Consider the following 20,699-nt stretch of genomic DNA (forward strand, 5'->3'; position numbering starts at 1 on the left):
TTATATGCGGGTCCGTTCGGGGATCAAGCGGGAGGGGATGCGATGCGGTACGGGGTGGCGCGGGCGCTGGCCGGGGGCGTGATGGTGCTCGGCACCCTGGGCGGGTGCGGGATGCTGGGCGGCAACTCCGACCAGGTGTGCGCCGAGACGAAGAAGGCGTTCCAGCAGTACATCACCCAGGTGCGGAGCGTTCCGGCCGCCGAGCCCGCGCGCTGGCGGCAGGCGACCGAGCAGCTCGCCGGACGCGTGGACGGCCTGGCGAAGCAGGCCGACGACGACGCGCTGCGCAAGGCGCTGAAGGCGGAGGCGGGCGAGTTGCGCGCCGCGGCCCCCGCCGTCGGCACCGGCGACGTCTCCCGGCTCGACGCCGTGATGCGGGAGACGCCCGCCAGGATCGGCAAAGCCTGCGACTGACGGCTCAGCCGCGCCCGCCGCCTCCGCCGCCGTCGCCGGGACCGCCGCCGCCTCCGTCGTTCCCGCCGCCGCCGTCGCCGCCTCCGTCACCTCCGTCGCCGTCGCCGGGACCGCCGCCGTCTCCGCCGCCCCCGCCGTCCGGGGGCTGGATGATGGTCGGCAGACCGGTCGGCGGCGTCGGGCGCTCGGGCTCTTCCGTCGGCGGCCTCGAGTCGGACGGACCGGAGGTGCGGGGCGGCCGCCCCTCGCCCGGTCCGGTCGGCCGCGACGGCAGGCCGCCGCCGGTGCCGGGCCGCATTGACGGCGACCCGAACGACTCGGGCTCGTAGTCCTTGATGTCGACGGCGTCGGTCATGTACGTGCGCCAGATCTGCGCGGGCAGTTGCCCGCCGTACGCCCCGTAGCCGGGGATGTTCAGCGGCTTGCCATCGCTGCGGAACATCGCGACCGACGTCGCCATCTGCGGGATGAACCCGTTGAACCAGATCGCCTTGCCCTTGTCGGTCGTGCCGGTCTTGCCCGCGACGTCGCGCCCGTCGGGGAGCTGGGCGCCCGTCCCGGTGCCGCCCTCGACGACCTTCTGCATCGCGTACGTCGCGTCCCGCGCGTTCTGCGCGCTGAGCGCCCGCTTGCCCTTCTCGGTGAACGTGCGCTTGTGGTCCTCGTTGTCGGTGACGGACTTCACCACGAACGGCGCCCGGTACACGCCCTCGGACGCGAAGGTCGAGAACACCCCCGCCTGCTGGACGGGGTGCAGCGACACGATCCCGAGCGGGAACGTCGCCGCGTTCCGCTGCTCCTTGGTCATCTGGCTCGCCGGGATGCCCATCTTCTCGGCCATCTCCGCGATCTTCTCGGTGCCGATGTCCTGGCCGAGGTTCACGTACGCGGTGTTGATCGAGTTCTGGGTGGCGGTGACGAGGTTCACCGTCCCGAAGCTCTGGTTGCTGTCGTTGTGGATGGACGACCCCGCGAACGTCTGCGGGGAGCTGCCGTCGTAGGTGGAGGTGAGCGACCGGCCGTCCTCCAGCGCGGCGGCCAGCGCGATCGGCTTGAACCCGGACCCGGCCTGCGCCCAGTCGCCGAAGGCGCTGCTCAGCGCCTCCTCCAGGTAGCCGCGGCCGCCGTAGAACGCGAGCACCTGCCCGGTGGCCGGGTCGACCGACACCGCCCCGGTGCGGATCTTCTTGCTCATCCCGTCGGGCGCGTTCTGGTTGACGGCCCGCTTCATCGCGTCCATCAGCCGCTTGTCGAACGTCGTGGTGATCTTCAGCCCGCTGCGGTTGATCTCGTCCTCGCTGTAGCCGCGGCGCTCGGTGAGCTCCTTCTTGGCCACGTTGACCATGTAGCCGCGCTGGCCCTTGAGGACGTCGGTGATCTTCTGCTTGACCGGGGCCGGGAACTTCATCGCGGCCGCGTCCGCGGAGGTGAGGTACCCGTCCCGCACCATGTTGCCGAGGACGGAGCGCCAGCGCTGCTCGGCGGCGGTGCGCTGGGCGCCGGCCGGGTCGGCGAAGTTGCTCGGCTGCTGGATCGCCGCGGCGAGGTAGGCGCCCTCGGCGGGCGTCAGCGCGGAGACGTCCTTGCCGTAGTAGGCGTGCGCGGCGGCCTGCACCCCGTAGGCGTTGCGCCCGAAGTAGATCGTGTTGAGGTACTGCTCCAGGATCCAGTCCTTGGGCTTCTCCCGGTCGACCTTCAGCGCGACCATGATCTCTTTGAGCTTGCGGGTGACCGAGCGCTCCTTGCCGATGCCGCCGTAGTAGTTGCGGACCATCTGCTGCGTGATCGTGGACCCGCCCTGCAGTTGCTGCCCCGTCACGGTCGACCAGAACGCCCGCGTCGTGCCCTGTACCGAGATCCCGGGGTCGTCGTAGAAGCTGCCGTTCTCGGCGGCGATGACCGCGTTGCGGGTGCTCTCCGGGATCTGGGCGAGCTTGACCGCGTCCCGGTTGACGCCGGTCTTCGCGATCACGGTCTTGCCGTCGGCGTAGTAGAACGTCGGCCCCTGCGCGATCGCCTTCTCCTGCGGGGACGGGACCGGGGTGAGCAGGTAGGCGACGCCGAACGCGGCGACGCAGAACCCGATCAACCCGAGCAGCAGGAACAGCGTCCGGCGCATGATGCGGGCCTTGCGGCTGCGCGGGCCCCTGCCGCCGCGGCCCCCGCGTCCTCCACCGCCGCCGCTTCCGGGCGGCGGCGGACCTGCGGGCTTGGACGAGGCGGCGGGCATGCTCTCGGTATCACCGCCGGCCGGCGCCCCGACACCGGCGGACGCCGATTCGGTCGCGGGATCGTCCGGTTCGCCGGTTAGGTCGTCCGATTCGTCCCCGGCCGTCTCACCGCCCTCTCCCGGGCCGCCTTCCCGCGCGTCTTCGGAGCCGCCTTCGGAGGCGCCTTCCGGGTCGCCTTCGGGGGCGTCTTCGGGGGCGTCTTCCGGGGGGTCTTCGGGGGCGCGCTCCGCAGCCGCGGATTCGGCCGCGTCGTCGCCCGAGTCATCCGATTCGAGGGCCTTATCGCCGTTCTGAGATATGCCGTCCGCACCGGACAATTCGGCGTCCTCGGCGGATTCCCCGGCCTGCGCGGTCAGCGTCGCCGCCGCCGGACCGTCCTGGTCGGCCGGTGTCCCGGCCTCGGTGCCCTGCCGGTCCACCTCGGCGGCCCCGGCGGGCGCGACGCCCTCCGGGGCCTTTTCGCTGTCGCTCACAAGCCCCCCGTGATTAATGCGTTACCGACGATACCTGAGGGGATCCGTGCGCCGGACGTGCAATGCGCGACCCGGGGCCTCCCGATAGGAGGACGGGCAATCCGCGCCGCAGGTTGTCGTGACGGGCGTCGCAATGCGCTTTTTCCCGCGACCTCCCGCGACGTCTCGCGAGTTCCCCGCAACGCGGAGCGGCGGGGGCCCGTACCGGGCGCCCCGCCGCCGTCACACCGCCCGCGCGGGCGCTACTTCTGGATCTTGGCGAGGATGTCCACGACGAACACCAGGGTGTCATCGCCCTTGATCTTGGGCGGGCTGCCCTGCTTGCCGTAGCCCTCCGCCGGCGGCAGGACGAGCAGCACGCGGCTGCCGACCTTCGCGCCGGTGAGGCCCTTGTCGAAGCCGGGGATGGTCGCCCCGGTGCCGATCGGGAAGTTGGCGGGCTGCTTGTTGTCCCAGCTGGAGTCGAACTTGTCGCCGCTCTTCCAGATCTTGCCGACGTAGTTCACGACCGCGTCGTCGCCCTTGGCGAGCGCCGGGCCGGTGCCCTCGACGAGCGTCTTGACCTGGAGCTTGCCCGGCGCGTCGGCGTCCGGGATCGTGATCTTGGGCTCCTTGGCGCCCTGGTCGGCGACCTTCGGCAGGTTCTTGTCGTCCAGCTTCTTGGCGGTGCCCTCCGGCTTCGGGTCCTTCGGGACGGCGGCCTGGATGTCCATGACGAACACCACCGCGTCCTTGTCGGTGATCTGCTGCGGGCTCAGCTGGCTGAGGTCCTTGGACGGCGGGAGCTGGAGCACGACCCGGCTGCCGACCGTCTGGCCGACCAGGTTCTTGTCGATCTCCTTCAGGCCGCTCTTGCCGATGACGAGGGGCCGCGGGCCGCTCGGCTGCTGGGCCTGCTGCTCGTAGGTGGAGCTGACCTTCTCGCTGGTGCTCTTGACGCGCGAGTTCTCCTCGTCCTTGTCCTTGGACCACTTGTAGGTGGCGAACTGGACGTAGACGGTGTCGCCGTCGGCGACCGCGCGGCCGCTGCCCTTGATCGGGTTGGTGATCTTCACGCTGGAGACGGGCGCGAGCTTGGTGGGGATCTCGACCTTGGGCTCGGCGGCGAACTTGCCGGTCACCTCGATCACCGGGTCGGGGCGGTTGACCCACCAGTACACGCCGCCGGTGATCGCCAGCGCGGCCACCACGATCCCCGCGATCATCATGATCCGCCGCTTGCGCGCCTGCTTGGCGGTCAGCGCGGACGGGGCGGACGGCCGGTTCAGCCCGCTGCCCCGCCCGGCGCTGATGCCGTGCGGGGTGAACTCGGGGCTGCGGATGCTCTGGGCGTTCGGGATCTTCGCCTTCGCCTTGACCGCCGGCTTGCCCCGGGGCTTGTCATCCTCGGACATGGTTCCTCACTTGCTCCGGGTTCGACGACATCACGAACGTGACCACCCTTCCAGGGCCGGGCTAAGCGCAGCGTGAAAACCGTGCAAAGGAGGCCGACCCGCAATCTACCGGGTCACGCGTGGATCATGGTGCCGTCCGGCAGGGGACTGGAGAAGCCGCCAGGATATCCCCGCCGGGGCGATGACTCACGTCCTCCGGATGGCAGGCTGGTGGAATGCGCCTCGCGACGTGGAACGTCAACTCGGTGAAGGCCCGGCTGCCGCGCCTTCTGGCCTGGCTGGAAGAGACGGAACCGGACGTCGTCTGCCTGCAGGAGACCAAGTGCCGCGCCGACCAGTTCCCGTCCGGGGACGTCGCGGAACTCGGCTATGCCACCGCCGCGCACGGCGACGGCCGGTGGAACGGCGTCGCGGTCCTTTCCCGGGTGGGCATCGAGGACATCTCCAACGGATTTCCCGGCGAGCCCGTCTACGAGGGCGAGCCGGACCCCCAGGTGAAGCTGGCGGAGCCCGTCCTCCTCGCGCCGGAGGCCCGCGCGATCGGCGCGACATGCGGCGGTATAAGGGTCTGGTCGCTGTACGCGCCGAACGGGCGCACTCCGGAGTCGGCCCACTACCGCTACAAACTCGAATGGTTCGCGGCCCTGCGTGACGCGCTGGCCGACGAACTGTCGGCGGGTACGCCGCTGATGGCGACCGGCGACTACAACGTGGCCCCCACCGACGACGACGTCTGGGACCCGTCCGTCTTCGTCGGCTCCACCCATGTCACGCCCGCCGAACGGCAGGCGCTGGCCGAACTCCGCGAGCTGGGCCTGCACGACGTGGTACCCACCCCGATGAAGGGCCCGCACCCTTATACCTACTGGGACTACCGGGCCGGCGCCTTCCACAAGAACCTCGGTATGCGCATCGACCTCGTCTACGGGAACGACGCCTTCGCGGGGCGGGTCAAGTCCGCCTATGTCGACCGCGAGGCCCGCAAGGGGAAGGGGCCGTCCGACCACGCCCCGATCGTGGTCGACCTGGACTGACGCGTGGGCCGGCCGACGAGCGGGCCCGGCCGGGGCGGGGTCAGCCGGGGCGGGGTCGGCCGGGGAAGCGGGCGAGGATGCGGCGCTTGCGGGTGGCCGGGTCGTCGGCCTGGTCGAGGACGGTGCAGCCGTCCGGCAGCATCGCCGCGGGCTCGCCGGGCGCGAGGCACCATTCGGCGGGCATGCCCGGCCGGTCGACGCGGGCGTCCTCGGTGAACGCCTCCCAGCCGAGCAGCCCGCCGGGTAGGACGGCCCCGGCCGCGCGCCCGAACACGGCGCGGTCCCAAAAGCCCGTGCACAGGACGAGCGCGTAGCCGTGCGGCGGCCGCCACGTTCCGAGGTCGGCCTGGACGAGGGTGATCAGCGCGTCGAGGCCGCGCCGCCGGGCCTCCGCGCCGAGCCGGCCGAGCGCGACCTCGGAGATGTCGACGGCCGTGACCCGCTGCCCGGCCCCGGCCGCCCGCAGCGCGCTGCCGGACGGCCCCGACGCCAGGTCGAGCACCGGCCCGTCCGGCATCGGCAGCGCCAGCGCCCGCTCCGCCAGCGGATGGGGCGGCGACAGGGCCGGGGCGTCGCCGTACTTGCCGTTCCAGCGGAGCCGGTCGGGATGTTCGGCGAGGTCAGCGGGCACGTCGTCCATGCGGCGACTCTAGCGGCGCTCCGCGATCAGGAGCATGAACATCGCCGTGGGGAAGCCCTTGCGCCACCACGGGTCGTCCCGGAGCTGCTCCGGCGTGGGGTGCGGTTCGCGCAGGTCCGCGATGACGAATCCGGCGTCTCGGAGCGTTCCAGCGTAGTACTCCAGCGGCCGGAGCCAGCTCGTGATGAGCGAAGGGGACTCCAGGCCGTCCACCAGGAAGCGCTGGTCGATGCCGCGGGACGCGAAGTACTGCGTCGCCGGGACGCTGTTCATCGCGCCCTGCTCGGAGTTCTCCACGTAGAAGCAGGGATGCAGCGTCAGCAGGACCAGCCGCCCGCCGCTCTTCAGCACCCGCGCGAACTCCCCGATCGCGGGCGCCGGGTCGTGCAGGTGGCTGAACAGGTGGTTGCACACGACGAGGTCGTACTCGCCGTCCGCCATGGGGAGGTCCTCGACGCCCGCCCGGGTGAACGTCGCGCCGGGGGACGGGTGGGACGCCGCCGCGTCGATGAGGCCCTGCGCGGCGTCCACCCCGGTCACCTCGGCGCCCATCGACGCGAGCGTGCGCGACAGGTAGCCCTCGCCGCACCCCGCGTCCAGGATCCGCAGGCCCGCGCACGGCCCGACGGCGTCGAGGACGGCGGCGTCGGTCAGCTCCGTCCGGTACCGGTCGCGGCCCTCCCTGATGACCTTTACCCAGTACTGCGCGTTGGCCTCCCACCGCGCGCGCGTCAGATTCGCGATGGCCTGCGCCGAGTCCTCCACCGGCTCCCCATTTCGTCGTGCGTTCGTGTCACGTCCGGTTCAGGCGAGTCCCTTGAGTCGCCGCACCAGCGTGTTGCAGGTCTTCCTGGTCGTTCTGTCCCGGCAGTCGGCCCCGCGCAGTTCCAGCGCCTGGATGAGCTCGGCGAGCTTGCCGCCGAACGCGGGGTCGCGCTTCAACGCCAGCGGGATGTACGTGGACGCCAGGTAGTACAGGTAGGCGTCGTTGTAGACCGCTATCTCGCGCAGCACCTCGGTGGCCGTGTTGCGCAGCGACAGGGAGCTCGGCAAGGTGAAGTCGCTGCTGATCCGGCCGTCTCTGGTGTAGGTCGGGAACGCCCATTCCTCCAGTGCCGCGTACACGGGCGTCGCGTCGAGCTCCCGCCGGTACCGCTCGGCGAGCTCGAAGTCGTTCGAGCCGATGAGGGAGCCCATGACGACGCCGCGCATCATGAACGCGGCCTGGCGCCCGGGGACCTCGAAGCCGAGGTCGGCCTCCAGCTTCCCGGTCACCTTGCTGACCTGGTGCGTGAGGATGTTCAGCGCCAGGATCGAATGGAACGAGTACGTCTTGCGGTTCAGGCGCGGGGCCAGGTCCACGGACGCGTCGAACAGTTTCTGCGGGTCGACCAGCAGGCCGCGGTCCCGCGAGTAGATGGCCTCGAGCGCGCGGTCCTGCTCCTGACCCCAGAAGCGGGCGATGAAGGACGACGTCTTCTGCGTCGCCTGCCCGCGCATGATGTGCAGCGCGGCCTCCAGCGCGTTCAGCAGGTGCTGCTGCGCGAGAGGCGACCGCTCCAGGGCGTCGACGTCGACCGTGAGCCCTTCGCCGTGCAGCTCGCCGACGAGCCCGTCCCGCCTCTTGCGGACGGCGTGCGCCATCGAGTACTCGGCGATTCCCGGGACGGACGACATCAGGCTCTGCAGGGACCGGCCGCTGATCCGGTCCAGCCATCCGGTGTTGTCCCACAGCCGGAAGATCGTGCTCTCGTCCAGGCCGGAGAAGGCCGCCACGTCGGACATGTTCAGGCCCATGTCGCGGGTGATGTCGGAGAGGGACTTCGGCGCACCGTCCGCTGTCATCGCTCGCCCTCGCGGTGGCAGTTGTCGACGCCTCGATCCTAGCGAAGCACCTGCCTCCCGGGGCGGGCCTCCGGCGGCGAGCAGCGCGGGCGCCATGTCACCCGTCGGCGCCCAGGAGGCCCCCGCCCGCCTGGACGGTCCGCGCCGGCGCGGTCACGGCAGCCGCCACTCGTCCCGTACGCCCACCCCGAACCAGAACGTGTACGTCCCGTTGCGGCCCCGGTGGGCGCCGAAGTCGGTCGCGAGCGCCTTGAGCACTGCGAGCCCGCGCCCGCGCAGCGGCAGGTGCTCGTCCTCCGCACTCCCGGGCGCCGGCCCGCCGCCGGTGACCTCGACCCGGACGTACCGGTCGAGGTGCAGCACCGACAGGGTGATCGTCCCGTCCCGCCGGGGCCGGCCGTGCAGCACCGAGCCGGTCACGGCCTCGCTGGTCAGCAGTTCGAGGTCGCCGAGCTCGGACCGGTCGGCGCCGAAGTGCTGCCCGACGAGCTCGCGGACGTAGGACCGCGCGAGCCGCACGGCGGGCGGCGTCGCCGCGAGGTCGATCTCGCCGATGAGCCGCCCCGACGACGCCTTGCCGTTGTGCCAGGCGGACGGGATCCCGAGTTCCAGCGATGGCGCGGGGGCCGGCAGGAGGCCCCCCGAGCACGCGTCAGATGCGTTCATGGCGGCGTAAGCTTCACGTCTCCGTGTCGGGCTGTAAGCGAACATGAGTTCTCAGACCAAGTCGAGGTCGGACGTGGAAGTGGGAGTGGGACCGTGAGGGTGGTACAGCGCCCAGCCTGACGCAGGCCGCGCGCCCCAGTCACGCACGCTTGCGCGCACGCAACCCCCTTGCCGCACCCAGCGGAGACGTTCCCCGGTGGCTGCGCGCCGCCCCCGCTGATCATGGGCCCGCTGATCACGGGCTTGCTGATCATGGGCCGCCGGTCACTTGCCGGGGACCCGTCCCCAGGCGGAGATCAGGGGTGCCGTGGTGAGGTCGAGGCGGCCCTCGGCGATCGCCGCGAGGACCTGCCGGATCTCCTCGCCGGTTGCGTGGCCGCCGGCGATGAGCCGGTCCCTCAACTGGAGGATCGTCGCGGTCTCCAGCACCCCGCAGGCGGGCGAGGCGATCGGGAAGAACGCCTCCGCGCGGACGTCGGCGAGGCCCGCGTCGCGCAGGACGCGGGGGAGCGTGCGGCCGTAGGCGAGGTCGGCGCCGCGCTCGGCGAGCAGCCTGCGGAAACCGCGCCGGACGCCGTTGGCGAGGCGCTCGTCCGGCCCGCGCTCGTCGGGGCAGGCGAGCGGCTGGAGCGCCGGGTCGGCGTCCTCCAGGAGCAGCACCCCGCCGGGGCGCAGGCTCTCGACCATCGTGCGGAGCGCCGTGTCCCGGTCGGCGAGGTGCACCAGGACCAGCCGCGCGTGGACCAGGTCGAACGGCCCCTCCGGCGGCGCGTCGCGCACGATGTCGTGCTGCCGGACCTCCACCGGCGCGCCCGTCGGCCATGTCCCGTCCCGCAGCCACGAGACGTCGATGTCGGTGGCGAGGACGTGCCCGCTACCGCCGACACGTCCGGCCAGCCAGGCGGGGACGGACGGCCAGCCCGCGCCGACCTCCCAGCACCGCCGGCCCTCGGCGACCCCGACGCCGTCCAGGTGCCGGAACGTCCACGGGTCGAACAGCTCCGAGATGGCGGCGAACCGGTCCCCGGCCTCGACCTGCCGGTTGCTCAGCAGATACTCCACCCGTAGATCATCGCGCGGTTCCGGCGGGACGTCACGGGATCAGGCGGGGGAGGAGGGCGTCGCGGAGCGCGGCGAGGGCGGTGCTCTCGGCGGCGGCGGCCCGCACGCGGGCGGCCAGCGGGGCCACGAACTCCTGGAACTCGCGGGCCCGCGCGTCGCCCGGCCACGGGATCTCGAACGCGGCGATGTCGGCCCAGCGGGCGCGCGGCATCCGGGTGCCGTCGCCGACGGCGGAGGCGTGCGCGACCACCTCGTCGCTCGCCAGCGCCGCGAGCAGCCAGCCCCGGTGGCCGGGCTCCTTCGGGCGGACGACGAGGATGTCGGTCGAGGCGACGCCGTCCACGAACGCGAGCCCGGCCTTGTGGAAGTACGGCCGCAGCTTGCCGAACAGGATGTCGCCGGACGCGAAGCGCAGCTTGGTGCTGGTGACGCCGGACGCGTCCGACCATGCCGAGAGCCACATGCGGCGCTTCGGCATGTGCTCCAGCGCGATGTAGTTCTCGGCGCCGCCGATCCGGGCGGGCGGGACGTTCACCCTGACCAGGTCTCCGAGGTCGCCGATGCGCACCGAGCCCCCGGCGCGGCACGCCGCGTAGCGGGCGCGGACGAGCTCGTCGGCGCAGGCCGCGATGCGCTCGTTGACCGCGATCTTGTCGTCCAGGGCGCCGAGGACGGACGCCGCCGCGTCCTGCCGTTCCCTGGTCAGCCGCCCGGTCGTGAGCCGCCTCAGGATCCCGTGGGTGAGGAGCGGCTGCCCCGAGCCGATGCGGTACCGGTTCAGCCCGAGCCGTTTCAGCAGGTAGTAGACGTAGCGGGGGTTCACCCCGTCCTTCGGCGCGGCGATGATGGCGTTGTCGGTGACCCAGCACGGTTCGGGGCTGTAGTGGACGGCGCCGCAGTACGAGCCGACCCGCCCGACGACGGTCGTGTGCGGGGCGGCGTTGGACTCACCGGACGTGCCGATGACGCCGTTGGCCCCGTAGGTGCGGTAGGCGGAGCCTTCGGGAGGGCGCGACCTGCCGTTGGTGAAGGTGACGATCTCGCCGAGCGCCACCTCGCCGCACGTGATCTCGCCGCACGTGATCTCGCCGGGCGCCACGTCAGCCATCCAGGCGCCCCAGTTCCGCGCGGACGGCCCGGTCGAGGCGCGCCGACTCGTCCAGCAGCGCGAGCAGTTCGCCGGTGAGGCGCTCGACCTCGCCGTCCGCCGGCTCCCCACCGGACGCGGCACGGGCGGCGCCGACGTACCGGCCGGGCGTGAGGACGTGGTCATGGGACCTGATCTCGTCCAGGCCGGCCGAATGGGAGAAACCGGGGACGTCCGTGTGCGCGCCGCGGCGCCAGGAGCGGTACGCGCCGGCGATCCGGGCGATGTCGTCGCCGGTGAGGACGCGCTCGGTGCGGTCGACCATCGTCCCCATCTGCCGGGCGTCGACGAACAGGACGCGGTCCTGCGGGGTCCGGTCGAGGAACCACAGGCAGGCGGGGATCGGGGTGCTGCGGAAGAGCCGGTCCGGCAGCGCGACGACGCACGACACCAGGCCCGCCTCCACCAGCGCCGCGCGGATTCCGCCCTCGCCCGCCTGCCGGGACGACATCGAGCCGTTCGCCATCACCACGCCCGCCCGGCCGCCCGGCCCGAGCTTGGAGACGATGTGCTGGATCCAGGCGAAGTTGGCGTTGCCGGAGGGCGGGACGCCGTACTTCCAGCGCGGGTCGCCGGGGTCGCGGTACCAGTCCGACATGTTGAACGGCGGGTTGGCCAGCACGTGGTCGGCGCGCAGCCCGGGGTGGGCGTCCTCGTGGAAGGTGTCGGCGCGGCGGATGTCGCCGGAGATCCCGTGCACGGCGAGGTTCATCTTGGCCAGCCGCCACGTCCGCTCGTTGGCCTCCTGCCCGTGGACCGCGATGTCGTCCAGCCGCCCCCGGTGGCTGAGGACGAACTTCTCCGCCTGGACGAACATGCCGCCCGAACCGCAGCACGGGTCGTACACGCGTCCCTTGAACGGCTCCAGGATCTCGACGAGCAGCCGCACCACGCAGGGCGGCGTGTAGAACTCGCCGCCGCGCTTGCCCTCGGCGCGGGCGAACTTCTCCAGGAAGTACTCGTAGACCTCGCCCAGCACGTCCCGGGCCGGGACGTCATGCCCGGAACGGCCGCCGAACCGGACGTCCCCGATCACCGCGACGAGTTCGCCGAGCCGCCGCGGGTCGACGCCGGTGAAGATCTTCGGAAGCGCGCCGTCGAGCGCCGGATTGGCCCGCATGACCGCGTCCATGGCCGCATCGATCCTCGCGCCCAGCCCGCCGGGCTCCCCGGACTCCAAGCGCTCGCGGGTGAGGTCGGCCCAGCGCGCCCCGTCCGGGACGGTGAACGACCCGTCGCCGGACGCGTCGGACACGTACTTGAGGAACACCAGCCCGAGAACGAAGTCCTTGTACTGCGCCGCGTCGACCGAGCCCCGCAGCTTGCCGGCCGCCTTCCAGAGCGCCTTCCAGAGGACATCGTCCACCCGCGTGACTCTAGCGCCGCCGCGCCTGGTGGACGGCGCCCCCGCCCGGTGACACGCTCCGGAGAATGGTGATCGTGGACGCGGCGGCGGTGGCGGCACTGGCCGGATGGCTGTACCTGGCGTTCGGCCACGGCGCCTTCTGGCGCACCGGCCCCGGCCTGCCGGACGCCCCCGACCCGCCCGAGTGGCCGGAGGTCGCGGCGGTCGTCCCGGCCCGCGACGAGGCGGCGATCCTGCCGGACACGCTGCCCTCGCTCCTCGCCCAGGACTATCCGGGCACGTTCCGCGTGGTCGTCGTCGACGACGGGAGCAGCGACGGCACCGCCGGGACCGCGGCCCGCCTCGGCGCGCGGGTCGTCTCCGCGCGGGAGCGTCCCGAGGGGTGGGCGGGGAAGGTGTGGGCCATGGCGGAGGGCGTCCGCGCCGCCGGGGAGCCCGAGTTCCTCCTCTTCACCGACGCCGACATCGCCTACGCGCCCGGCACGGTCCGGCGCCTCGTGCGCGCGGCGGTGGCGGAGCGGCGCGACCTCGTCTCCCAGATGGCGACGCTGAGCGTCCGCACCCGCTGGGAGCGGGTGATCGTGCCAGCGTTCGTGTACTTCTTCGCGCAGCTCTACCCGTTCCGGCGGGTCACGCGGGACAAGGCGCGCACCGCCGCGGCGGCCGGCGGCTGCATGCTCGTCCGGCGCGCCGTCCTGGAGCGGGCGGGCGGCGTCGCGGCGATCCGCGGCGCGCTGATCGACGACGTCGCGATGGGGCGCCTCATCAAGCGGGCCGGCGGGCGCTGCCGCCTCGACCTGGGCCGGGACGTGGTCAGCCGCCGCCCCTACCCGCGCCTCGCCGACCTGTGGATGATGATCGCCCGCAGCGCCTACCACCAGCTGCGCTACTCGCCCGCGCTGCTGGCGGGCACCGTCCTCGGCCTGCTGCTCCTCTACGCCGTCCCGCCCGCCGCGACCCTCACCGCGGCCACCGGGCTCGCGGGCGGCCGCACCGCACTGGTCGCGGGCGCCCTCGCCTGGATGCTCATGGCCCTCACCTACGCGCCGATGCTCCGCTTCTACGGCCTGTCGCCGCTGCGCGCCCTCGGGCTGCCGCTCGTCGCGCTGATGTACGCCGCCATGACGGTCGACTCCGCGCGCCGCCACCGGGCCGGACGGGGCGGCGCCTGGAAGGGGCGGACGGTCCACGCCCCGCTGCGGGACTGACCCTCGCCTCTGGTCGCCGCTTGTCGCCGAGGCTTTTGTCGTCGCACGACAAAACCACCCGCGCCGATGTGTTCCGAGCTCCATTGGAGTAAGTGTCCAATTACGTTACCTTCGGGTGGCCGTCATGCCGGCGGCAGCAAGACGAAGGGTTACCCGCCATGTCCATCACCGTCCGCCGCGTGCTGCGCACCCTGGCGGCGTCCTGCGTCGGCCTCGCCCTGGCGGCGAGCGCCCTGCAGGGCACCGCCGCGGCCGCGCCGCAGGACAGCAAGCCCCCGGCCGAGGATCCGTTCTACACGCCGCCCGCACCGCTCCCGGCGGGCGCTCCCGGTGACATCATCAGGTCGCGATCGGCCGTGTTCAGCATGGACCCGATCAGCCACTCCCCCTACGCCGGCGTCAAGTCCTGGCAGGTCCTGTACCGGTCCGAGACCGCGCAGGGCCAGCCGACCGCCGTGTCCGGCATGGTCATCGTCCCGACCAAGGCGTGGACGGGCCCGGGCAAGCGCCCGCTCGTCTCCTACGCCGTCGGGACGCGCGGCCTCGGCGACGCGTGCGCCCCGTCCTACACCCTCACCCAGGGCACGGACTACGAGATGTTCTTCGTCGCGGACGCCCTCAGCCGCGGCTGGGCCGTCGCCGTCACCGACATGGAGGGCCTCGGCACGCCCGGCCAGCACACCTACGAGGTGGGCGGCTCGCAGGGCAAGGCCGTGCTGAACATGGCACGCGCCGCGCAGCGCCTCCCCGAAGCCGGCCTCGGTGGCTCCCCAATCGGCCTCTGGGGCTACTCGCAGGGCGGGACGTCCTCCGGCTGGGCCGCGGAACTGGCCGCCTCCTACGCCCCCGAGCTCGACATCAAGGGCGCCTTCGCGGGCGGCGTCCCCGCCGACCTGCTCGCGGTCGCCAAGAGCCTGGACGGCTCCCCGTTCGTCGGCCTGATGTTCATGGCGGCGGTCGGCTACGACACCGCCTACCCCGAACTGGACCTGGAGAAGTACCTCAACGACGCCGGCCGCGCGCTGCTGAAGAAGGCCGAGAGCCTCTGCCTGGTCAGCGTCGACGGCATCAGCACCCTCACCGGGACGCTGTTCAAGAAGATCAGCGACTACACCACCAGCGACCCGCTGAACACCCCCGAGTGGCGGCAGCGGCTGGACGCCAACAAGCTCGGCTCCACCGCCCCGTCGTTCCCGGTGCTCCAGACGCAGGCCGTCTTCGACGAGATCATCCCGTTCGCGCAGGCCGACACCCTGCACAAGGCGTGGTGCGCCAAGGGCGCGAACCTGACCTGGAAGACCTACACGTTCGCCGAGCACGCGACCGGCATGCTGTGGAGCGAGCCCGACGCGATGGCGTTCCTGTCCGACCGGTTCGCCGGCAAGCCGGTCAGCGGCAACTGCGCCGCCTGATCGCGCTCGCCGGAACTCCCATGGGGCCGTCCCGCTCCCGCAGGGGGCAGGATGGCCCCATGGACCTGGTGGAGTTCCTCCGCGCCCGGCTGGCCCGCGACGAGCAGATCGCGCGCGACTGCGCGTCCGCCCCCTGGAAGGCCGCCCCCTCCGGGACGGTCGGCATCGACACGGACGAACCCGCTCCCACCGCTGAACCGGCCGCGAAAGCCGAGTTCGCGGCCAAGACCGAGTTCACCGCGAAAGCCGACTTCGTGGCCAAGGCGGAGAACGACGCCTACGCCGAGCACATCGCCCGGCACGACCCGGCCCGGACGCTCGCCGAGGTCGCCGCCAGGCGCCGGATCGTCGACGACTACGAGAAGAACGCCTGGATCCTCGGGCAGGGCCACAGCACCCCGGAGTTGGAGGCGGCGCAGGCCGTCCGCGAATCGGTGCTGCGCCTGCTGGCCCTCCCGTACGCGACGCACCCCGCCTACCAGGAGGAATGGCGCCCCTGAGCGGCCCCGACTGTGCTCACGCGGCCGTGATCAGCGCCGGGTGCTCGGGGTCGTCGACCTTCAGGACGACGTCGGCGGTGCGGACCGGGTCCACCTCGGAGTCGTAGCGCGCGAAGGCGGGCAGCGTCCACATCCGGTCATCCGGCGTGCGGCGCGCGAGGGCCCCGGCCGACAGCGCCAGATGGACCGTCAGCTCGATCGGCAACCCCCGTCCGAGCAGCAGCGATCCGTCCAGCAGGCACACCCCGCCGGGCTGGACGGCCACGTACCGGGCCCGGGTCGCCCGGTCGCGCTCGGCGTCCCACAGGCTCGGCAGGACCCGTCCCGTCCCGCCGGGCTCCAGCGGCGCGAGCACCTCCCGCACCAGGCCGTTCACGTCGAGCCACGCGTCGTAGAAGGCGTCCGGGTCATCCCGTCCGGACTCGTAGCGCAGCGACGCGGGGCGCAGGAAGTCGCGCGCCGACACCCGGACCACGTCCCGGCCGAGGGCGCGCAGCGGGGCGGCGAGCGCGTCCGCGAGATCCCACGGAGCCGCAGGTGGCGCGCCGTCCACCGCCACGCGGAGCCACGAACCGCGCCCGGCGGCGGCGATCCGCTCGGAGAGTTCGGTGACCACCCGTGACGGTGAGATCGGTCGCGCGCGCATCACCTCATGGTGCCCGCATCGTGGGACGCGACTGACACACCGGATCTCGGGAAGGTAACCTCGGGGACGGGTCCGAGAGGCGCTGCAACGGGCGTCAGCCCGCCACGCTCGGGCCCAGGACACCGACTTCAGCAAGGGCGCCTCCCACGTGAACTGGGAGGTGCTCGAAAAAATATGACCCACACGAACCTGCGCGAGCTTCTGGACGAGCGGATCGCGGTGCTCGACGGCGCGTGGGGCACGATGCTCCAGGGCGCGGGGCTGAAGCCCGAGGACTACCGCGGCGACCGCATCGGCGGCGACCACCCGAAGGACGTCACCGGCGACCCGGACCTGCTCAACCTGACCAGGCCGGACGTGGTGCTGGACGTCCACCGGCAGTACCTGGAGGCCGGCGCCGACATCACCACGACCAACACGTTCACCGCGACGAACATCGCCCAGGCCGACTACGGCCTGGAGGGCCCGCTCGTGCACGAGATGAACGTGCAGGGCGCCCGGCTCGCGCGGCAGGCGGCCGACGAGTTCGGCGGCCGGTTCGTCGCCGGGTCGGTCGGCCCGCTCAACGTGACCCTGTCGCTGTCGCCCCGCGTCGAGGACCCGTCCTACCGCACCGTCACCTTCGACCAGGTCAAGGACGCCTACGCGCACCAGATCGCCGGGCTCGCCGAGGGCGGCGCCGACCTGCTGCTGATCGAGACGATCTTCGACACGCTGAACGCGAAGGCGGCGATCGCGGCGGCCCGCGAGGTCGCCCCCGAGCTGCCGCTGTGGATCTCGGTGACGATCGTCGACCTGAGCGGCCGGACGCTGTCCGGGCAGACCGTCGAGGCGTTCTGGCGGTCGATCGAGCACGCCGAGCCGCTCGCCGTCGGGGTGAACTGCTCGCTCGGCGCCGCGGAGATGCGCCCGCACGTGGAGGAGCTCGCGCGGATCGCCGGCACCTACGTCGCCAGCCACCCGAACGCGGGCCTGCCGAACGCGTTCGGCGGCTACGACCAGACGCCCGAGGAGACCGGCGCCCTGCTGCGCGACTTCGCCGAGTCCGGCCTGGTCAACCTGGTCGGCGGCTGCTGCGGGACGGGCCCCGCGCACATCGCGCGGATCGCCGAGGCGGTGCGCGGCCTGCGCCCCCGCGAGGTGGCGAAGCCGGCCCGCGCCAGCCGGTTCAGCGGCCTGGAGCCGTTCGAGATCGGCGCCGACACCGGCTTCATCATGATCGGCGAGCGGACGAACGTCACCGGCTCCAAGCGGTTCCGCAAGCTCATCGAGGCGGGCGACCACCAGGCCGCCGTCGACGTGGCGCTGGAGCAGGTCCGCGGCGGCGCGAACCTCCTCGACGTGAACATGGACGCCGACCTGCTCGACAGCGAGCGGGAGATGACGACGTTCCTCAACCTGATCGCGACCGAGCCCGAGGTGGCCCGCATCCCGATCATGGTGGACAGCTCGCGGTGGAGCGTGCTGGAGGCCGGGCTCAAGACCGTCCAGGGCAAGGGCGTCGTCAACTCGATCTCCCTGAAGGAGGGCGAGGAGCCGTTCCTCGCGCAGGCCCGCCGCATCCGCGACTTCGGCGCGGGCGTCGTCGTCATGGCGTTCGACGAGGCCGGCCAGGCCGACACCGCCGACCGCAAGGTCGAGATCTGCGCGCGCGCCTACGACCTGCTCACGCAGAAGGTCGGGTTCCCCGCCGAGGACATCATCTTCGACCCGAACGTCCTCGCCGTCGCGACCGGCATCGAGGAGCACAACGGGTACGCGAAGGCGTTCATCGACGCGCTGCCCCGCATCAAGGAGCGCTGCCCCGGTGCCCGCACCAGCGGCGGCATCTCGAACCTGTCGTTCTCGTTCCGCGGCAACGAGGTCGTCCGCGAGGCGATGCACTCGGCGTTCCTGCTGCACGCCGTGCGGGCCGGGCTCGACATGGGCATCGTGAACGCCGGGCAGCTCGCCGTCTACGAGGACATCCCCGCCGACCTGCTGGAACTGGTCGAGGACGTGCTGTTCGACCGCCGTCCCGACGCCACCGACCGGCTCGTGTCGTTCGCCGAGACCGTCAAGGGCAAGGGCACGGTCCGCGAGGTCGACCTCTCCTGGCGGGACGCCCCGGTCGCCGAGCGCCTCTCGCACGCCCTCGTGCACGGCATCGTCGACTTCATCGAGGAGGACACCGAGGAGGCCCGGCGGCAGGCCGCCCGCCCGCTCGACGTCATCGAGGGCCCGCTGATGGACGGCATGAAGATCGTCGGCGACCTGTTCGGGTCCGGGAAGATGTTCCTGCCGCAGGTGGTGAAGAGCGCCCGCGCGATGAAGCGCTCCGTCGCCTACCTGGAGCCCTTCATGGAGAAGGAGAAGGAGGAGGCGCTCGCCGCGGGCCGCGTCCAGCAGGACCGCGGCCAGGGCAAGATCGTCCTCGCGACGGTGAAGGGCGACGTGCACGACATCGGCAAGAACATCGTCGGCGTCGTGCTCGGCTGCAACAACTACGACGTCGTCGACCTCGGCGTGATGGTCCCGGCCGCGCAGATCCTCGACACCGCGATCGCCGAGAACGCCGACGCGATCGGGCTGTCCGGGCTGATCACCCCGTCGCTGGACGAGATGGTCTCCGTCGCCGCCGAGATGGAGCGGCGCGGCATGCGGCTGCCGCTGCTGATCGGCGGCGCCACCACGTCCCGGCAGCACACCGCCGTGAAGATCGCGCCCGCCTACGGCGCGACGACCGTGCACGTGCTGGACGCCTCCCGCGTCGTCGGGGTCGTCTCCGACCTCCTCGACGACGACCGCGCCGCCGCGCTCGACGCCGCGAACCGCGAGGAGCAGGCGCGGCTGCGCGAGCAGCACGAGAGCAAGCAGCGCCGGCCGATGCTCACCATCGAGCAGGCCCGGGAGAACCGGGAGAAGGTCGACTTCTCCGACCTCCCGACGCCGGACTTCACCGGGGTGCGGATCGTGCGGCCCGACATCGCCGAGATCCGCGACATGATCGACTGGCAGTTCTTCTTCCTGGCCTGGGAGCTGAAGGGCAAGTACCCGGCGATCCTCGACCAGCCCGTCGCGCGGGAGCTGTTCGACGAGGGCAACCAGCTCCTCGACCAGATCGTCGCGACCGGCGCGTTCGAGGCGTCCGGCGCCTACGGGTTCTGGCCGGCGCACTCCGAGGGCGACGACATCGTCCTGGAGGGCGGCCCGCGGTTCCCGATGCTGCGGCAGCAGACGTCCAAGCCGGAGGGCCGCCCCAACCGGTGCCTCGCCGACTACATCGCCCCGGCCGGCGACCACCTCGGCGGCTTCGCCGTGACGATCCTCGGCGCCGAGGACCTCGCCGCGAAGTACGAGGAGCGGAACGACGACTACAAGGCCATCATGGTCAAGGCCCTCGCCGACCGGCTCGCCGAGGCGTTCGCCGAGTACGTCCACCTGGAGGCGCGCCGCGCCTGGTTCGAGCCCGGCGCCGAGCCCGCCCTCGCCGACCTGCACGCCGAGCGGTTCCGCGGCATCCGCCCCGCGCTCGGCTACCCGGCGAGCCCCGACCACAGCCTGAAGCAGCAGCTGTTCGACCTGCTGGACGCCGGCCGCCTCGGCATGAAGCTCACCGAGTCCTACGCGATGGCGCCCGCCGCCAGCGTCAGCGGCCTGATCTTCGCGCACCCGGACTCGCGGTACTTCACCGTCGGCCGGATCGGCCGGGACCAGATCGAGGACTACGCCGCCCGCTGCGGCCTCCCGGTCGCCGAGGTCGAGCGCTGGCTCGCCCCGAACCTGTCCTACGACCCGTCCTGACGGGTCCGCGGAGACGCCGAACGCCTGACGGCCGCCGCGCCGCGGCCGTCAGGCGTGCCCGTGCCCGGGGTCAGGGACGTCCGATGCGGACCCTCCACACCTCGGGTCCCGACTCCTCGTAGTCCCAGGTGAAGTCGCCGGGGTGCTCGGCGGCGAACTGGTAGTACAGCGGCTTCGGGTCGTGGTCGTTGACGAGGACGAACGCCGTCCCGGCGGTGAGCGCGTCGAACGCGGCGAAGATCTGCTGGTGGCGCTGCGCGGGGACGAGCGTCCGCACGTCCAGCTCCCCGTCGGTCACCTCGGCGGTCGCGCCCGGCGTGCCGGGGTCGTCATGGCCGCCGCAGGTGCAGTGGTGGTCGCCGCCGTGGGACGGCCGCCCCTTGCCGAGGATGTCGTGCATGCCGTCGAGCAGCGCGTCGAGCTGCACGCCGGCGTCCACGAGCGCGGGCAGGACGAGGTCGTTCTCCTTCTCCAGATGCGACTGGAACAGGGCGTTGACGGCCGCCGCGGCGGCGACGGCCTCGGCGGGCGTCCGGGCCGCCTCCAGCTCCGCCACCCGCTCCCGCAGGACGGCGTGCTCGCGCAGCATGGCCCGCAGCAGCAGCCGGGCTTCCGGCAGGTCCTCCGCGGCCTTGTAGAGCGTCGCCTCCTCGGCCTCGGCGTGCGGGACGATCTCCTCCTTCAGGAACGTGACCAGCGCGTCGCGCCGCTCGTAGGGGGCGGCGAGCTGGTCGACGGCGCGGGCGATGGTGAGCGTGCGGTCGGCCAGCGTCCGGCCGAGCCGCTCGTGGTGGTCCAGGACGGCCCGCACCGTCTCCTGCTGCGGGCTCGCGGTGGATGTGGTCATGCGCACTCCTCGATGCCGGCGTATTTTTCAC

17 protein-coding genes are annotated in these 20,699 nt (G+C 72.3%); 6 read left to right on the plus strand and 11 right to left on the minus strand.

The genetic code is table 11. The annotated features are described in order from the left end of the window. The first annotated feature begins 42 nt into the window (after positions 1-42). Positions 43-414 carry a hypothetical protein gene (locus CHF16_RS26250; RefSeq protein WP_089328811.1) on the plus strand — a complete coding sequence of 124 codons (372 nt, stop codon included), beginning with the start codon at positions 43-45 and terminating at the stop codon, positions 412-414. A 4-nt stretch (positions 415-418) separates the two neighbouring features. Here CHF16_RS26250 and CHF16_RS26255 read toward each other — a convergent pair whose 3' ends face one another. Beyond that, on the minus strand, positions 419-3,118 hold the full coding sequence (locus tag CHF16_RS26255) for a transglycosylase domain-containing protein (RefSeq protein ID WP_245869237.1): 2,700 nt from the start codon (positions 3,116-3,118) through the stop codon (positions 419-421). A gap of 242 nt (positions 3,119-3,360) precedes the next feature. After that, entirely contained in the window at positions 3,361-4,512 is a 1,152-nt protein-coding gene (locus CHF16_RS26260; RefSeq protein WP_089328812.1) for an FKBP-type peptidyl-prolyl cis-trans isomerase, read from the minus strand. Positions 4,513-4,727: 215 nt separating this feature from the next. Here CHF16_RS26260 and CHF16_RS26265 point away from each other — a divergent pair, with 215 nt between their 5' ends. Beyond that, a complete protein-coding gene (locus CHF16_RS26265) occupies positions 4,728-5,546 on the plus strand; it encodes an exodeoxyribonuclease III (protein WP_089328813.1) in 819 nt (272 codons plus the stop codon). Between the two features lie 40 nt (positions 5,547-5,586). On the opposite strand, the gene CHF16_RS26270 is transcribed toward CHF16_RS26265, so the two are convergent. From CHF16_RS26270 to CHF16_RS26300, 7 genes are all read right to left on the minus strand, one after another. After that, complete coding sequence (locus tag CHF16_RS26270) at positions 5,587-6,186, minus strand: methyltransferase domain-containing protein (protein ID WP_089328814.1); 600 nt, start codon at positions 6,184-6,186, stop codon at positions 5,587-5,589. Positions 6,187-6,195: 9 nt separating this feature from the next. Next, positions 6,196-6,951, minus strand: a complete 756-nt coding sequence (locus tag CHF16_RS26275) for a class I SAM-dependent methyltransferase (protein WP_089328815.1) — start codon at positions 6,949-6,951, stop codon at positions 6,196-6,198. 39 nt (positions 6,952-6,990) lie between these two features. Beyond that, positions 6,991-8,031 (minus strand): hypothetical protein, encoded by a 1,041-nt coding sequence (locus CHF16_RS26280; RefSeq protein ID WP_089328816.1) that lies wholly within the window; start codon positions 8,029-8,031, stop codon positions 6,991-6,993. Between the two features lie 153 nt (positions 8,032-8,184). Continuing rightward, positions 8,185-8,697: an ATP-binding protein gene (locus tag CHF16_RS26285; RefSeq protein WP_179271703.1), complete on the minus strand. Its 513-nt coding sequence runs from the start codon at positions 8,695-8,697 to the stop codon at positions 8,185-8,187. Positions 8,698-8,961: 264 nt separating this feature from the next. Beyond that, the gene (locus tag CHF16_RS26290; RefSeq protein ID WP_218826842.1) at positions 8,962-9,759 is read right to left on the minus strand and encodes a class I SAM-dependent methyltransferase; all 798 of its coding nucleotides are present in this window, start codon (positions 9,757-9,759) and stop codon (positions 8,962-8,964) included. Positions 9,760-9,790: 31 nt separating this feature from the next. Beyond that, entirely contained in the window at positions 9,791-10,867 is a 1,077-nt protein-coding gene (locus CHF16_RS26295) for a restriction endonuclease subunit S (protein WP_143228124.1), read from the minus strand. Beyond that, the gene (locus tag CHF16_RS26300; protein WP_089328819.1) at positions 10,860-12,272 is read right to left on the minus strand and encodes a type I restriction-modification system subunit M; all 1,413 of its coding nucleotides are present in this window, start codon (positions 12,270-12,272) and stop codon (positions 10,860-10,862) included. Before CHF16_RS26300 ends, CHF16_RS26295 begins: the two co-directional genes overlap by 8 nt. Before the next feature lie 65 nt (positions 12,273-12,337). Between CHF16_RS26300 and CHF16_RS26305 the strand changes: the two genes are divergently transcribed. From CHF16_RS26305 to CHF16_RS26315, 3 genes are all read left to right on the plus strand, one after another. Continuing rightward, positions 12,338-13,480: a glycosyltransferase gene (locus CHF16_RS26305; protein WP_089328820.1), complete on the plus strand. Its 1,143-nt coding sequence runs from the start codon at positions 12,338-12,340 to the stop codon at positions 13,478-13,480. A 158-nt stretch (positions 13,481-13,638) separates the two neighbouring features. After that, entirely contained in the window at positions 13,639-14,892 is a 1,254-nt protein-coding gene (locus CHF16_RS26310; RefSeq protein ID WP_089328821.1) for a lipase family protein, read from the plus strand. A 59-nt stretch (positions 14,893-14,951) separates the two neighbouring features. After that, positions 14,952-15,392: a DUF6221 family protein gene (locus CHF16_RS26315; RefSeq protein ID WP_089328822.1), complete on the plus strand. Its 441-nt coding sequence runs from the start codon at positions 14,952-14,954 to the stop codon at positions 15,390-15,392. A 16-nt stretch (positions 15,393-15,408) separates the two neighbouring features. On the opposite strand, the gene CHF16_RS26320 is transcribed toward CHF16_RS26315, so the two are convergent. After that, the gene (locus CHF16_RS26320) at positions 15,409-16,038 is read right to left on the minus strand and encodes a nucleoside/nucleotide kinase family protein (RefSeq protein WP_089328823.1); all 630 of its coding nucleotides are present in this window, start codon (positions 16,036-16,038) and stop codon (positions 15,409-15,411) included. 174 nt (positions 16,039-16,212) lie between these two features. On the opposite strand from CHF16_RS26320, the gene metH reads away from it, so the two are divergent. Then, entirely contained in the window at positions 16,213-19,821 is a 3,609-nt protein-coding gene (gene metH / locus CHF16_RS26325) for a methionine synthase (RefSeq protein WP_089328824.1), read from the plus strand. A 70-nt stretch (positions 19,822-19,891) separates the two neighbouring features. On the opposite strand, the gene CHF16_RS26330 is transcribed toward metH, so the two are convergent. Then, complete coding sequence (locus tag CHF16_RS26330; protein WP_089328825.1) at positions 19,892-20,668, minus strand: DUF2249 domain-containing protein; 777 nt, start codon at positions 20,666-20,668, stop codon at positions 19,892-19,894. Between the last annotated feature and the right edge of the window lie 31 nt (positions 20,669-20,699).

Origin of the sequence: Actinomadura meyerae (genome assembly GCF_900188445.1) — a bacterium.
In the GTDB taxonomy this organism is placed as follows: Bacteria; Actinomycetota; Actinomycetes; order Streptosporangiales; family Streptosporangiaceae; genus Spirillospora; species Spirillospora meyerae.